The organism is Streptomyces sp. NPDC059455, from assembly GCF_042750115.1.
In the GTDB taxonomy this organism is placed as follows: Bacteria; Actinomycetota; Actinomycetes; order Streptomycetales; family Streptomycetaceae; genus Streptomyces; species Streptomyces endocoffeicus.
In genome coordinates, this window is sequence record NZ_JBHYVB010000262.1 from 1 (window position 1) to 13396 (window position 13396).

At 68.7% G+C, this 13396-nt stretch carries 15 protein-coding genes; 8 read left to right on the top strand and 7 right to left on the bottom strand.

The window, feature by feature from the left end:
• Window positions 1-251 (bottom strand): electron transfer flavoprotein subunit beta/FixA family protein (locus ACFXB5_RS47940; RefSeq protein ID WP_385220882.1); only part of this gene is annotated, 251 nt, incomplete at its 3' end.
• 203 nt (window positions 252-454) lie between these two features.
• On the opposite strand from ACFXB5_RS47940, the gene ACFXB5_RS47945 reads away from it, so the two are divergent.
• A complete protein-coding gene (locus ACFXB5_RS47945) occupies window positions 455-1150 on the top strand; it encodes a TetR family transcriptional regulator (RefSeq protein WP_385220916.1) in 696 nt (231 codons plus the stop codon).
• Between the two features lie 88 nt (window positions 1151-1238).
• Here ACFXB5_RS47945 and ACFXB5_RS47950 read toward each other — a convergent pair whose 3' ends face one another.
• Window positions 1239-2180 (bottom strand): LysR family transcriptional regulator, encoded by a 942-nt coding sequence (locus ACFXB5_RS47950; RefSeq protein ID WP_385220885.1) that lies wholly within the window; start codon window positions 2178-2180, stop codon window positions 1239-1241.
• 119 nt (window positions 2181-2299) lie between these two features.
• On the opposite strand from ACFXB5_RS47950, the gene ACFXB5_RS47955 reads away from it, so the two are divergent.
• The 4 genes from ACFXB5_RS47955 (at window position 2300) to ACFXB5_RS47970 (ending at window position 7152) form a co-directional block, all read left to right on the top strand.
• Entirely contained in the window at window positions 2300-3361 is a 1062-nt protein-coding gene (locus ACFXB5_RS47955) for an alpha/beta fold hydrolase (RefSeq protein WP_385220888.1), read from the top strand.
• A 250-nt stretch (window positions 3362-3611) separates the two neighbouring features.
• Window positions 3612-4199 (top strand): DUF5134 domain-containing protein, encoded by a 588-nt coding sequence (locus ACFXB5_RS47960; protein WP_385220891.1) that lies wholly within the window; start codon window positions 3612-3614, stop codon window positions 4197-4199.
• 286 nt (window positions 4200-4485) lie between these two features.
• Window positions 4486-4782 carry a heavy-metal-associated domain-containing protein gene (locus ACFXB5_RS47965; RefSeq protein ID WP_385220895.1) on the top strand — a complete coding sequence of 99 codons (297 nt, stop codon included), beginning with the start codon at window positions 4486-4488 and terminating at the stop codon, window positions 4780-4782.
• Window positions 4783-4887: 105 nt separating this feature from the next.
• Entirely contained in the window at window positions 4888-7152 is a 2265-nt protein-coding gene (locus tag ACFXB5_RS47970) for a heavy metal translocating P-type ATPase (RefSeq protein WP_385220897.1), read from the top strand.
• 144 nt (window positions 7153-7296) lie between these two features.
• Here ACFXB5_RS47970 and ACFXB5_RS47975 read toward each other — a convergent pair whose 3' ends face one another.
• The 5 genes from ACFXB5_RS47975 to ACFXB5_RS47995 form a co-directional block, all read right to left on the bottom strand.
• Entirely contained in the window at window positions 7297-7536 is a 240-nt protein-coding gene (locus ACFXB5_RS47975; RefSeq protein ID WP_385220899.1) for a hypothetical protein, read from the bottom strand.
• Window positions 7533-8396 carry a prolipoprotein diacylglyceryl transferase gene (lgt, locus tag ACFXB5_RS47980; RefSeq protein WP_385220902.1) on the bottom strand — a complete coding sequence of 288 codons (864 nt, stop codon included), beginning with the start codon at window positions 8394-8396 and terminating at the stop codon, window positions 7533-7535. Before lgt ends, ACFXB5_RS47975 begins: the two co-directional genes overlap by 4 nt.
• 364 nt (window positions 8397-8760) lie before the next feature.
• The gene (locus ACFXB5_RS47985) at window positions 8761-9669 is read right to left on the bottom strand and encodes a M56 family metallopeptidase (protein ID WP_385220905.1); all 909 of its coding nucleotides are present in this window, start codon (window positions 9667-9669) and stop codon (window positions 8761-8763) included.
• Entirely contained in the window at window positions 9666-10034 is a 369-nt protein-coding gene (locus ACFXB5_RS47990; RefSeq protein WP_201853888.1) for a BlaI/MecI/CopY family transcriptional regulator, read from the bottom strand. The genes ACFXB5_RS47985 and ACFXB5_RS47990 overlap by 4 nt, the downstream gene beginning before the upstream one ends.
• Window positions 10018-10575 carry a hypothetical protein gene (locus ACFXB5_RS47995; protein ID WP_385220908.1) on the bottom strand — a complete coding sequence of 186 codons (558 nt, stop codon included), beginning with the start codon at window positions 10573-10575 and terminating at the stop codon, window positions 10018-10020. Before ACFXB5_RS47995 ends, ACFXB5_RS47990 begins: the two co-directional genes overlap by 17 nt.
• A gap of 178 nt (window positions 10576-10753) precedes the next feature.
• On the opposite strand from ACFXB5_RS47995, the gene ACFXB5_RS48000 reads away from it, so the two are divergent.
• The 3 genes from ACFXB5_RS48000 (at window position 10754) to ACFXB5_RS48010 (ending at window position 12956) form a co-directional block, all read left to right on the top strand.
• Window positions 10754-11161 (top strand): DUF6153 family protein, encoded by a 408-nt coding sequence (locus ACFXB5_RS48000; RefSeq protein ID WP_385220910.1) that lies wholly within the window; start codon window positions 10754-10756, stop codon window positions 11159-11161.
• 86 nt (window positions 11162-11247) lie between these two features.
• Window positions 11248-11958 (top strand): DUF305 domain-containing protein, encoded by a 711-nt coding sequence (locus ACFXB5_RS48005; RefSeq protein WP_385220913.1) that lies wholly within the window; start codon window positions 11248-11250, stop codon window positions 11956-11958.
• A gap of 137 nt (window positions 11959-12095) precedes the next feature.
• The gene (locus tag ACFXB5_RS48010; protein ID WP_385220919.1) at window positions 12096-12956 is read left to right on the top strand and encodes a F510_1955 family glycosylhydrolase; all 861 of its coding nucleotides are present in this window, start codon (window positions 12096-12098) and stop codon (window positions 12954-12956) included.
• Window positions 12957-13396 lie beyond the last annotated feature (440 nt).

Sequence of the window (13396 nt, forward strand, 5' to 3'; positions counted from 1 at the left end):
GCCTTGTCCGCACCCATCGACAGCGCCTTGCGCAGCGCGTCCTTGGCGTCCTCCGGGCCGACGGTCAGCACGGTGATCTCGGCGTCATCGGCCTCGTCGGCGATCTGCAGGGCCTGCTCGACCGCGTACTCGTCCAGCTCCGACAACAGACCGTCCACATCGTCGCGGTCCACCGTCAGGTCTTCGGCGAAATGCCGGTCCCCGGTCGCATCGGGCACGTACTTAACACAGACAACGATCCTCAAGCTCACGTCGGCTCTCCTCACGGTTCCTGGACGTCTGCGCTGCCGCAGCGGAGTACCGGAATGAGGATATGGCACTGAGTGCCTTCCGTAAAGGCACTCAGTACCATCCCTGCCCATGCTGATGCTACGTTCCCTCCATGACGGACGTACGCGACGAAGGCAGGGCGACAGCGGCGGTCAACGGGCCGGGACCATCCGGCAAAACACCCATGCGCGAGGCGCTCATCGAGGCCGCGTTCCAGCTCTTCCTGGAGCACGGCTTCGAGCGGACCACCGTGGACGACATCGTGGCGCGGGCCGGAGTGGGACGCCGGTCGTTCTTCCGCTACTTCCCGTCCAAGGAGGACGTCGTCTTCCCCGATCACGAGCGCTGCCTGACAGAGATGAGCGCCTTCCTCGCGACGAGCACCGACGGCGAACCGCTCGACGTCGTCTGCGACGCGGCCCGTCTCGTCATGCGGATGTACGCCGCGAACCCCGAGTTCTCCGTGCAGCGCTATCGACTCACCCGCGAAGTGCCGAGCCTGCGCGGCTACGAACTGTCCGTGGTGCACCGCTACGAGCGGACCCTGGCCCACTACCTCCGGGGACGCTACGAGGGTGACCGCAACGGAGCACTTCGGGCAGAGGTGCAGGCCGCGGCCGTCGTCGCCGCCCACAACAACGGGCTGCGGACCTGGCTGCGAGGCGGGGGGCACGGCGATGCCGCGAAGGCGGTGGATCAGTCGCTGGCATTCGTCCGGCAGACATGGGACAGCGTCGGCGGCACCACGGAGAGCGGCACGGAGAGCGGCACCGCGCCCGCACTGGAGGACGACGTGATCGTCATGGTGGCGCCGCGGAACGCTCCCATGTGGCGCGTGGTGCAGAAGATCGAGAAGATGTTGGGAGACGACCAGCCGTAAGCATGGCACTCAGCACCTCGACCGAGGGAACTCGGTGCCACACCGGACCACCCGCACTTCGGCACAGCCCGGCCGGGGCCCGAGGCCGCTACCCGCGGTGCGGTCTGTCCGCTCGAAGCTGCCTGTTGCTGTGTCGGAGCCGGCTGATGAGGGCTCGGACGGCGGTCTGGTTGGCACCCTTGTGCCAGATCGCTTCGAGGTGTACCTGGTGACGTACGGTGACGGCCAGGGGCTGGGCGACGGTTCCGGGGACGGGGTGCTGAGCGGGGCCGGAGGTGACGATCGTCCAGCCGTTTCCGGCGGCGATCTCCTGGACGACAGCGGCGAGGCTGTCGACGGTCGGGGCCCGGCTGGGTGCGAGGACGCCGTGATCGGCGAGCGTTTCGAGGATCAGGTCGTAGATCGCGGGGTTGTCTTCTCGGCGGGGCAGGTGCAGCGGATCATCGGACAGGTCACGAGGGTTGATGCCGGGGGTGGTGGCGAGGGGGTGGCTGGCCGGCAGCAACGCGTAGATCTGCTGCTCCGCGCGGAGCGGGGTGCTGTACAGCACCTCGGGCGAGGGGAGGTGCCGGTCGACGGTGAGGGTGAATCCGATGTCGATGTCGCCTTTGGTCACCGCGGCGGCGTGGGCGAGCCAGGGGATGTGGATCAGTTCGACCGCTATCGGGGGCCGGCGGGCCGCCAGCGTTGCGCGGGCCTCGGCGAGGGCGGTGGTGAAGGGGTAGAAGTCGAGGGTGCCCGCTCTCAGAACGGCCGTTGTGGTACGGCCGCGGGCGAAGGCGAGGGCGTCGAGCTCGTCGGCCGCGCTGACCAGGTGCCGGGCCTGGCCGAGCAGGTCCGCTCCCAATGAGGTGAGCGTCACGCCGCGCGGGTTGCGACGGAACAGCTCAGACCCGATCATGCGTTCGAGGCGGCGGAGTGCCCGGCTCAGCGCCGGCTGGTCGGTTCGCAGGCGTACGGCAGCCCGACTCAGGCTCCCAGCGTCGGCGATCGCCACGAACATGCGCCACTGCGCCAGTTCAACGGCCATGTCTCAGAGTACATACCGGGGGTGCCGGACCGGCACTTCCCGCAGGTGGCCGGGCGGGACACCGTGGACGTACGGCCCTTGCCGCACGGAGGCGGGCCACGGGTTCAAGGAGAAACGTCATGACCTACCAATTCCCCGTCGATCCCGAGAATCTGTTCGAGGAACGCACGGCACAGTTCGTGAACCTCGGCCTCCCCGCCGACGAGATCGCCCGCCTGCGCGCCTCGATCACCAACATGTGGGCTGACGCTCCTGGTGGGTGGACCTGGGAATGGAGCCGGCTGGCAGAGCGGTATGCCGCCGCCGGGGAGCACTACCTGGCGTCCCTGGCCTACGGCGGGGCGCGGTTCCCGAGCCTGGCCGACCGGGCCAAGGCGGCCGCCATGGACCACCAGGTCGAGCAGTACACCCTGGCGGCGCCGGGCTTCCCGGTCGGTTTCGAGCGCCGCACCGTCACCGCCCGCTACCACGGGGCCGTCGTCGAAGTGCCGGTGCACATACTGAGCCCGGCCGACGCGGGACCCGATACCCCGGTACTGATCGCCAGCGGCGGGATCGACACCTGGAAAATGGACCTGCACCCCATGTGGGAGGCGCTCGCGCTCGGCGCCAAGGTCCGCATCGTGGCGTTCGAGCACGCCGGGGTGGGAGAACTCACCCACATCCCCATGACTCCTGACACGCAGGAGATCATCGGTGGCCTGCTCCAGTTCGCCCGCACTCTCACCACGGGCAAGGTCGGGCACTTCGGCTTGAGTTTCGGCGGCTACTTCTCCGCCCAGACCGGCCTGCGCGGCGACGCCGACGCGGCCGTCGTCCTGGGCGGCCCGGTGACCAGCGCCACGTTCGGACCCGAACACGCCAAGAACCTGCTGTTCGGCATGGCCGACATCTTCGGCAACGCGGCCGGCTTCACCACCAAGCCGGACATGGACCCCCTCATCGCCGCCTTCGAGTCCTTCGCCCTCGATGAATTGCTGACCACGCAGGACAACTGCCCGATGCTGGTGATCAACGGCGACGCGGACGTGCACGTCCCGATCGCGGACACAACGGTGTTCAACGACCGGCCGAATACACGGGTCGAGCTCATTCCCGGCGGCAGCCACTGCGCCCTCAACAAGCTCGACCAGATCATGCCGGTCATGTTCACCTGGATCGCCGACGCCCTGCGGTCCTGACCGTCCCCGGCCGGCGGACGTCGCGGTGTGATCCTTTACGGAGCGGCCTTGAGGGCCGAGTGGCGGTCCAGGACGGCCTCGACGATCCTCATGAGCCGCTCATGCGACCGGCATGGCCGGCTCCGACGCGGAGGCGGCCCAGGCCGCCCCGGAAGGTGGTGGGCGACGGTGTTTGCCCTGCTCGGTCTCGGTGGCGTGGCAATGGCGGTCAAGCACACGCGCGCGTGGTTGGAAGCACGGCCGCCACTGGGTGCACCTCATCGTCGGCAGCGCCGGCATGGTGATCATGACGCTCGCCATGACCAGTACGTCGTCCGGTCCGGTTCTCGCGCTGGGCGGCTCCTCAATGGCGCACATGCCGGGGATGGAGGGCATGGGAAATGAGGCCGGCATGGGTGAGATGGGCGACATGGGTGGCATGGAATCCATGCCTGGAATGGACATGCCCGGTATGAGGGCTGCCGCGTCCGATGGCGGGGGAACTATGGGGTCGACTCCCGTGTGGCGCTTCGCGGTTGCGGCGCTGGCTGTCTACTTCCTGTTGTCGATCGGCGCATCCGTGTGGGCGCGGGTTCGGGGCACCGGCAGGGGTGGTACGGCTGAAAGCCGGGAGGGCGGCCGAGGCCGCGGCTGGGGGCGCTGGCTGCTCTCCATGCCGGACACGGTGATTGTCTTCCTGGTCTCCTTGACGATCTCCGTGTGGGACAGGACCCGGACCGGGGAGCGGGCGGGCCAGGGCCGCCGTCGCAAGCTCGGCGCCGCACCGGACGCGGCGCTGGCAGCACACATCGGCATGGGTGGAACCATGTCCACGATGCTCTTGATGATGGTCGTCTGACGGTGTCGGTTCCCGCGTGCGTACCCGGAAGCCGACCCCGGCGAGCGGCGCGAAGCCGGCGTTCGGGCAGAGAGACGAGGACCTGAGTCTCTGGTCTGACGCCGAGGAGGACGGGACCGCACCACTCCCGGTGTCTGGCCGCATCTCTGCCTCGCCGAACAAGATCTGTGGTCAGCGCCACAGGTGCGGAAGATACCCCCTAGGGGTACCTTGGTTGTCGTTGGAGGGCAGAGGAACGCGCCTTCTGGCAGACGACCGCATGCAACGACACCCCGAGGGAGAAGCCATGACCTCACAAACCACCACCGGCTCCTGCTGCAGCTCCGACGGTTCCTGCGGCTCCGATACCAAGGCCGACGTCCAGGGCGCCGGCGTCACCACCGTGTACAAGGTGTCCGGTATGACCTGCGGCCACTGCGAGGGCGCGATCTCCCAGGAGATATCCGCGCTGGACGGCGTCACCGCGGTCAAGGCCGTCGCCGCCTCCGGTGAGGTGAGCGTCACCTCCAGTGCTCCTCTCGACGAGGGGGCCGTCCGCGCCGCCGTCGACGAGGCCGGGTACGAGCTCGTCGGCACCGCCTGACTCAGCCCGCCACTTCCCTCAGGAACGCGAATTCCTCCCGGCCGGGACGTACCGCTCCGCTGATACGGACGCCGTGCGTCCCGGCCCCTCCCCAGGAGAACCTTCATGACCAGTACGGTTCCCGAGAAGACGTTGACGCCCTCGACCGAGGTCGAACTCTCCATCGGCGGCATGACCTGTGCCTCGTGCGCGACCCGCATCGAGAAGAAGCTCAACCGCATGGATGGTGTTACGGCGACCGTCAACTTCGCCACGGAGAAGGCGAAGGTCTCATACCCCGACGGGGTGGCGGTCGCCGATCTCATCGCCACCGTCGAGAAGACCGGCTACACCGCCGAGGAGCCGCTGCCTCCCGCGTCTTCGGCCGGCGGAGAAGCCGAATCCGGGCCGGTCGCGGCCGACGGCGAGCCGGTCCCTCTGCGGCAGCGCCTGCTCGTGTCGCTGGCGCTCTCCGTACCCGTCGTCCTGATGGCGATGATTCCGGCCCTGCAGTTCGACAACTGGCAGTGGCTGTCGCTGACATTGGCGGCTCCGGTCGTCGTCTGGGGCGCGTTCCCCTTCCACAAGGCCGCCTGGACGAACGCCCGCCACGGCGCTGCCACGATGGACACGCTGGTGTCGCTCGGGACGCTCGCCGCACTTGGCTGGTCGGTATGGGCGTTGTTCTTCGGGCATGCCGGGATGCCGGGCATGCGCCACGGCTTCGAATTCACGATCTCCCGCTCGGACGGCTCCTCCTCCATCTATCTGGAGGCCGCGGCCGGTGTGACCACGTTCATCCTCGCCGGGCGCTATCTGGAGGCGAAGTCCAAGCGCAAGGCGGGTGCGGCGCTGAAGGCCTTGCTGGAGCTGGGCGCCAAGGACGTCTCGGTGTTGCGGGGTGGCAAGGAAGTACGCATCCCGGTCGGCCAGTTGACCGTCGGCGACCGCTTCGTCGTACGCCCCGGTGAGAAGGTCGCGACCGACGGCACCGTCGTGGAGGGCAGCTCCGCCGTGGACGCCTCCACGCTGACCGGTGAGTCCGTACCGGTGGATGTGACGGTCGGCGCCGCCGTCACGGGTGCCACGGTGAACGCTGGTGGACGGCTGGTCGTCGAGGCCACCCGGATCGGGGCCGACACCCAGCTCGCCCGGATGGCAAGGCTCGTCGAGGACGCCCAGAACGGCAAGGCCGAGGTGCAGCGCCTCGCCGACCGGATCTCCGGGGTGTTCGTCCCAGTGGTCCTCCTCATCGCCCTGGGCACCCTGCTGGCCTGGCTGTTCGTCACCGGCGACGCAACGGCGGCCTTCACCGCGGCGGTCGCGGTGCTCATCATCGCCTGCCCCTGCGCGCTCGGGCTCGCGACACCGACCGCCCTCATGGTCGGCACCGGACGTGGCGCACAACTCGGCATCCTGATCAAGGGTCCGGAGGTTCTGGAGTCCACCCGCCGAGTGGACACCGTCGTCCTCGACAAGACCGGCACCGTGACCACGGGCCGGATGCGGCTTCAGGACGTCTTCCCCGCACCGGAGGTGGACGAGGAGGAACTGCTGCGACTGGCAGGTTCGCTGGAGCACGCCTCCGAGCACCCGATCGCCCAGGCGATCGCGGCCGGAGCCATCGAGCGGGCCGGGGGCCTCCCCGTGCCGGAGAACTTCGACAGCGTCGCCGGTCTCGGCGTCCAGGGCCTCGTCGACGGGCACGCGGTGCTCGTCGGGCGCGAGGAACTCCTGCGGCAGTGGGCGATCGAACTCCCGCGGGAGCTGGCCGAGGCCAAGGCCGCCGCGGAGGCTGAGGGCCGTACCGCGGTCGCCGTCGCCTGGGACGGGGAGGCGCGGGGTGTGCTCACCGTCGCCGACGCGGTCAAGGAGACCAGCGCCGCCGCGGTGGCCGAGCTGCGGAGGCTGGGCATGAGGCCCGTCCTGCTGACCGGCGACAACCAGGCCGTTGCCGAATCCGTCGCCAAGACCGTCGGCATCGACGAGGTGATCGCCGAGGTCCTGCCGCAGGACAAGGTGGACGTGATCAAGCGTCTGCAGGAAGAAGGCCGTGTGGTCGCCATGGTGGGCGACGGTGTCAACGATGCGGCCGCCCTCGCCACCGCGGACCTGGGCCTGGCCATGGGAACGGGCACGGACGCGGCGATCGAAGCGGGCGACCTCACTCTCGTACGTGGTGACCTCCGGGTGGCCGCGGACGCGATCCGGCTCTCCCGGAAGACCCTGGGCACCATCAAGGGCAATCTCTTCTGGGCCTTCGGCTACAACGTCGCGGCCCTGCCCCTGGCTGCGGCCGGCATGCTCAACCCGATGATCGCGGGCGCCGCGATGGCGTTCTCCTCGGTCTTCGTGGTGACCAACAGCCTGCGGCTGCGGTCCTTCAAGTGAGTCGCGGACAGCACGAATGACGAGGGGCGGGTACACGGCCCCGCCCCATGCGAGGTGCCCGGTCGGTGGACCGGGCATCCCGCCGTCGAGGCGACAGTGCTCTGGGGCTGCCGCCCCGAGCCACTCATGCGGTGTGGTCGCGACCTATTTGGCGTCGAAGATACCGGCCCGCCATGCCCCGACGACGATGACGCAAATGCTTCCCACCAGGTAGAAGGGTGAATGGCCGCCCGGGAGGATCGTCACGGTATCGGTGAACTCCTCGATCCAGTTGACCACCAACGTGATCAGGCCGAGCCCGAGAAGGGACCACCCGGCGATCCGAGAGGCCCGGGAGCGGGTGTGCAGTCGGCCCACCTTGATCTTTTGTGCTTCCTTGGTCATACCAGGGTTCCCTCTTCCGGGTCTGTGCGTGCGGATGCGGTGTCCGAGCCCATCGGGGCCTCGCGCTCACCGCGCCCCGCCGACCGGACAAGGAAGACCGCAGCCGCGGAGAAGACGGCGATCGAGGTCCAGTCGTTGAGGCGAAGCCCAGCGAAGGTGTGGGCCTCGTCGATGCGCAGATACTCGATCCAGAAGCGGCCGACCGTGTACGCGGCGGCATAGAGGGCAAAGGTCTGGCCCCGCTTCAGGGCGAACCGCCGACCGGCCCAGATCAGCAGGAGGGCGACGCCGATGTCCCACAGGAACTCGTACAGAAATGTCGGGTGGTACGTCGCGATATCGGGGCTGGCTCCTGGGCGATGCGCGGGGTCGATCCTCAGCCCCCACGGAAGCGTCGTTGGTCGCCCGTACAGCTCTTGATTGAACCAGTTGCCCCAGCGGCCGACGGCCTGGGCCAGGGCGAGGCCCGGTGCCACGGCGTCCGCGAAGTCGAGCAGGGAGACGCCTCGGCGTCGGCAGCCGATCCAGGCACCGAGCGCACCGAGCGCGACCGCGCCCCAGATGCCCAGTCCGCCCTCCCAGATCCGCAGGGCCTTCCATGGATCGCCGCCTTCGCCGAAGTAGGCGTCGGGACTAGTGATCACGTGGTACAGACGGCCGCCGACGATGCCGAACGGAACGGCCCAAACCGCGATGTCGTCGACTTCGTGGCGGTCGTGCCCGCAGGCGGCCCAACGTCGTCGGGTAAGCCAAACGGCGACGACGATACCCAGGATGATGCAGAGCGCGTACGCCCTCAGAGGCAGTGGCCCCAGGTGTACGACTCCTTGCGCCGGACTGGGCAGGTAAGCGAGTTGCATCCAGTCAGCATACGCTAATCAGCTAAGCTGCTTAGCTAATCCTTGGCTCGATCACCTCCCGCACGGCCCCCGTGGGCCGCGCCAGGAATGCCTTCCCTTCACGCGCCCGGTGGTAGTGATCAGCATCGCCCTCCAGGGCGCCGTGCCTGTGGCTCCGCCGCTTTGGCGACGTCCGGCCACTGTCCCCCCGCCACAGTTCCGCTAAGTGGCATAGCAGTATGCTGTCGGCAGCACCTCGCGAACCGGGAGCCTCTGCTCGAGCGGCGCCCCTGGCGCACGCAGGAAGGCGGGCCGGGGCTCCCGGGAGGTGCGGGACAGGAGTGGGGTGGGGGCCGGTGTGATCAGGGTCCGGGGGCCGGTGTGATCAGGGTCCGCAGGCCACCAACAGCGGCAGCAGCGGAGCCGCGGTACTGGCGGCCACGACACCCAGCCACGTCACACGGTGCGGCCGGGGCTGAGGTGTGAGGACGCGGCGCAGCCGGATGAGGGCACCCGGCCCGCCGGCCCCCAGAGTCCCCCGCGGCGCCTGCCCTGCGGCTACCTCACACATGGCGGTCGCCAGCGCGTCCCTGGAGTGGCTCCGTAGGGCTCTGTCATCCGCGATCATCTCCACCAGCAGCGTGATCTGCTCCTTGGCGTGCCGGGCGAGCGGCAGGCCGGGGAAGGTGCGGGAGAACGCGTCCACGAGCAGATGGAGAAGGTGGTGCCTGCCCTCGATATGGGCGCGCTCATGCTCCAGTACGGCGCGCAGCTGCGCATCGGACAGGACGCCGAGGGCTCCCCGGGTGATGACGACACGACACCGACGCCCGGGAAGGCAGTACACGGCGGGTGCGTCATGGTCCACGACCGTGGCGTCGTATCCGGGGGCCGGCTCACCGACCAGGGCGAGCATGTCGAGGTGACGCCGCCGCGCTCGGCGGGCCCGCCAGGTGCAGACCACGAACCAGCCCAGAGGCAGCAGCGCGATCACGGCGGGGGCGCTGAGCGCCAGGGCGTCCCCGAGGGTGGGCGCGGACTCGCTTACCGGGGCGTCGGCGGCCAGACCGCAGACGCTCAGCAGCCCGAGGAGACCCTCATGCGCATGCTGCTCGGTGAGGACCAAGTGGTACACCGTGAGCGCGGTGGCGACGACGAACGTCACCATGAGTCCCTGCCATGCGAGGACCGCTATGACCGGAGCGCGGTGGGGCCACCGTGCCTGTGACAGCAGAGGGGGCATCGCGGCGCCCACCAGGGCCGCGTATCCGGCCAGTGCCACAGCTATGATCACGCGTCGCTCCGCTTTTTGGCCGCTCGGAGAGCCGAGCGTAGGGCGTCCGCCTCTTCCGGCGTGATCTGATCGATGAAACTGACCAGAGTTCCGACCGGATCCGGGTTGCCACCGAGCGCCTCCTGCATCTGCGACGCCGTGTACTGCTGCCGGGTACACGTGGGCTCGTATACCCAGGCCCGCCCCTCCTTGTGCCGCTTCAGCATGCCCTTACTGTGCAGAATGTCGGCCACGGTCTTCACCGTGCTGTAGGCGATGGGCCGCTTCTTGCTGAGGTCCACCAGTACGTCGCGTGTGGTCGCCGGCCGCCCCCAGGCCCATAGGCGGTGCATGATCTCCGCCTCGAGCTCACCCAGCTGACGCACGATCGCTCCCTTCGCCCCCGGAACGCGAAGCCTCCGGCACCAGTGACCGCTCATCGTAGTGGGCAGAGTCCTGGGGCCCTGCGGAGCCTTGACGAGGGGGCGCGCTCGGCACGGGGCAAGCGGCGGCCGTACGCAGACGCCGCACCAGGGCGTGCGCGAGCAGCGCCAGCGAGGCCATGGCCAGGACTGGCTGTGCGGGGGCCCAGTAGGAGAGGGCTCCACTCACCCCGAGAGCCAGTACCACCAGCTTGTTGCAGATCGGGCAACCGACGGCGAACGCGGACAGCACGCCCGCGAGCAGTGCCCGGCGCCCTCGCGGCCCATCGGCCCGCGCGGCCGGAGGCCCATTCACGTACGTCGCCACCAGCAGTCCCATGAGCAGCGATGACGCCACCCAGACCGGATAGTTCCACCACAGCACCGGGGTCATCCGGGTGTAGAAAGGCGTGGGTACGACCCCGGTCGGCACACCGATCGCGGCCCCGGCGACAAGGGCCACGGCCACCGCCGCCACCCACTGTTGTGGCGTCCACGTGCGCATGCGCCCGCCTCTCATGCCGTTACCATTACTGCCAAACAGCTTAGTAGGTCACCCCTATGACCGAACCACACAGCATGGTCCGGTCCGCTTCGGTAGTGTCGGACGGCGGAGCGACCACAGATGGAGTCACGACGTGCATGTGAGCCGATACGGACGAGCGGCAAGTGCCCTCGGGCGCTTGCTGCTCGTCGTCGTGCTCGCGATGGGCGTCTTCGTGATGCACTCGATGGGCCATCCCGACAGCGCCTCCAACACGAGCATGGGAGCGGCTCACGCATCGGCCACGACCGCCCACCCAGGCGGCGGCATGCCCTCGCCGCAGGGCGTTGTCGTCTCCTCGCACTCTTCGGACTCGCATCAGGACAGCAAGACGTCCTCCCACTCCCCGGCCATGGGTATGGACATGGCCTCGCTGTGCGTGGCCGTGCTCGGCACGTGGATTCTCGCCGGTCTTCTCCGGGCGGTTCTGAGCCGCGGGACGGACCGGCTGGCACGGCTTCGCGATGCCGCCATGGCGGTCCTGCGCCCCAATCCCCCTCCGTGCAGACCACCTGACCTCGCTCGACTGTCAATCCTGCGGATCTAGGCCGAACGCCACCGCGGGCGGCTCGCGCTGCCCGCGCACCCCGTTCGACAGACTTTCCGCAGAACAGACACCACGAGGTTTTCGACATGACCGCCATCACGCGCAGCACGCTGCGTCCGCGCGTCCGCCGCATCGCTCTCGTCAGCACCGTCGCCGCCGCAGGCCTGGTCCTCGCCGCCTGTGGCAACGACGACGACATGAGCGGCATGGACCACGGGAGCAAGAGCAAGAGCTCCGCCTCGGCGAGCGCGACCACCGGGGAGAACCCCGCACCGGGCACGTTCAACGACGCGGACGTGAAGTTCGCGCAGATGATGATCCCCCACCACGAGCAGGCCGTCGAGATGTCCAAGCTCGCCGACGAGCGTGCCGAGGACGCCAAGATCAAGACCCTCGCCGGGGACATCGAGAAGGCTCAGGATCCCGAGATCAAGACGATGAAGTCCTGGCTCAAGGCATGGGGCAAGCCCGAGTCGGGCGGCAGCATGCCCGGCATGGACCACGGGTCCGACAGCAGCATGCCCGGTATGGACCACGGCTCCGGCAGCTCCGAGAAGTCGGGCATGCCCGGGATCATGTCCGACAAGGACATGAAGGAGCTGACGGCCGCCAAGGGCACGGACTTCGACAAGATGTTCGCGCAGATGATGATCGACCACCACAACGGGGCGATCGACATGGCCAAGGACGAGCAGAAGAGCGGTAAGAACGCCACCGCGAAGAAGCTCGCCGACGATGTCGTCAAGAATCAGACCGCCGAGGTCAAGACGCTCCAGGGCATCCTCGACAAGCTCTGATCCGATCACACGCTGACCGTTCCGGGCTCAGCCGGTCACTCCGGGGAGCCCGGGGCGGTCACGCCCACGCACTCCTTACTCGGGCCGTGCCCGGTCATGTCCCGGCCCGCCCCCACGACTCCCGAGGACCCATGCAGATGCACCGCGCCGTCCAGGCAGCCACCGCCGTCGCCCTCGGCCTCGCACTGGCCGCCTGCTCCAGCGGAGACGGCGACACGGACTCGTCCGATGCCGCCACGACTGTCAGCCACATCCACGGACTCGGGCTGGACCCGTCCGACCAGCGTCTGTACGTCGCAACCCACGAAGGCATCTACACCCCCGGCTCCAAGGGCAATCCCAAACTGGTGGGCGACAGCAAGGACGACTTCATGGGCTTCACGGTGGCCCAGGGCAAGACCTTCTACGCCAGCGGCCACCCCACCGCCGGAGCGGACGGTCCCGGCAACAAGGGACTGATCAAGAGCACCGACGCGGGCAGGAGCTGGAGGTCGCTCTCCCTCTCAGGGAAGTCCGACTTCCACGCCCTGGACTACGCTCACGGCACCGTCTACGGCTACGACTCCACAGGCGGCCTGCTCCGCACCAGCAAGGACGGCACCACCTGGAAGGACGGAGCCACGTTCCAGGCGCTCGACATCGCGGTCAACCCGGACGACGCCGACCTCGTCCTCGCCACCACCGCGGAAGGAGTCGCCCGCAGTGCCGACGGCGGCAAGACCTTCGCCGAGGGCAGGCAGCCGGTGATGGCCTTCCTCTCCTGGAAGGCCACGAACGCCCTCTACGGCATCGACACCTCCGGCAGGCTGAGCCGCAGCACCGACGCCGGCACCACATGGAAGAAGCTCGCCACCGTCCCCGGCGGACAGCCTCAGGCGCTCACCGCCGTCGACGCCCAGCGCGTCCTGGCGGCGACGCAGAGCGGCGTGTACGAGTCGAAGGACGGCGGCAAGACGTTTACCAAGCGCCTCGCCGTCGAATCGAGCGGCGGCCACTGACCCCTCCACGAAACGCCATGTCGGCCGCGCCGACAATCCTGCCGTGGAGGCGGGGCGCGGGCTTGCTGTCGACGGGGTCACTGCCCATGGATTTCTCCCTGCCCGAACGGGCGGCCCGCGCCCGCTTACTGCATGGTGGAACGCGCGCTACCACGGCCTCGCCGACAGCCGGGGGCGGTTGCCGTACGCGGGGGCCGCGGGGTCACACCGCACCTCTGCCGAGACCATCCCCTATATTGTTAAGTAGATTAGCCGTATGGCGGATCCGCGACCTCGCTCTGAGGTCCGCGCTCCCACCTCAGGCGCCTGCTCACGAGGGGATGGCTTCGCTGGAGTACTGAGACCCGTTGACGATGACCGATGCCGCGTACCGCTCGAACTCAGTCGTGGCCGTCGGTGCTCCTGCCGCCGAGACAGAAGAGAAGCCAGTGGTTAACGAG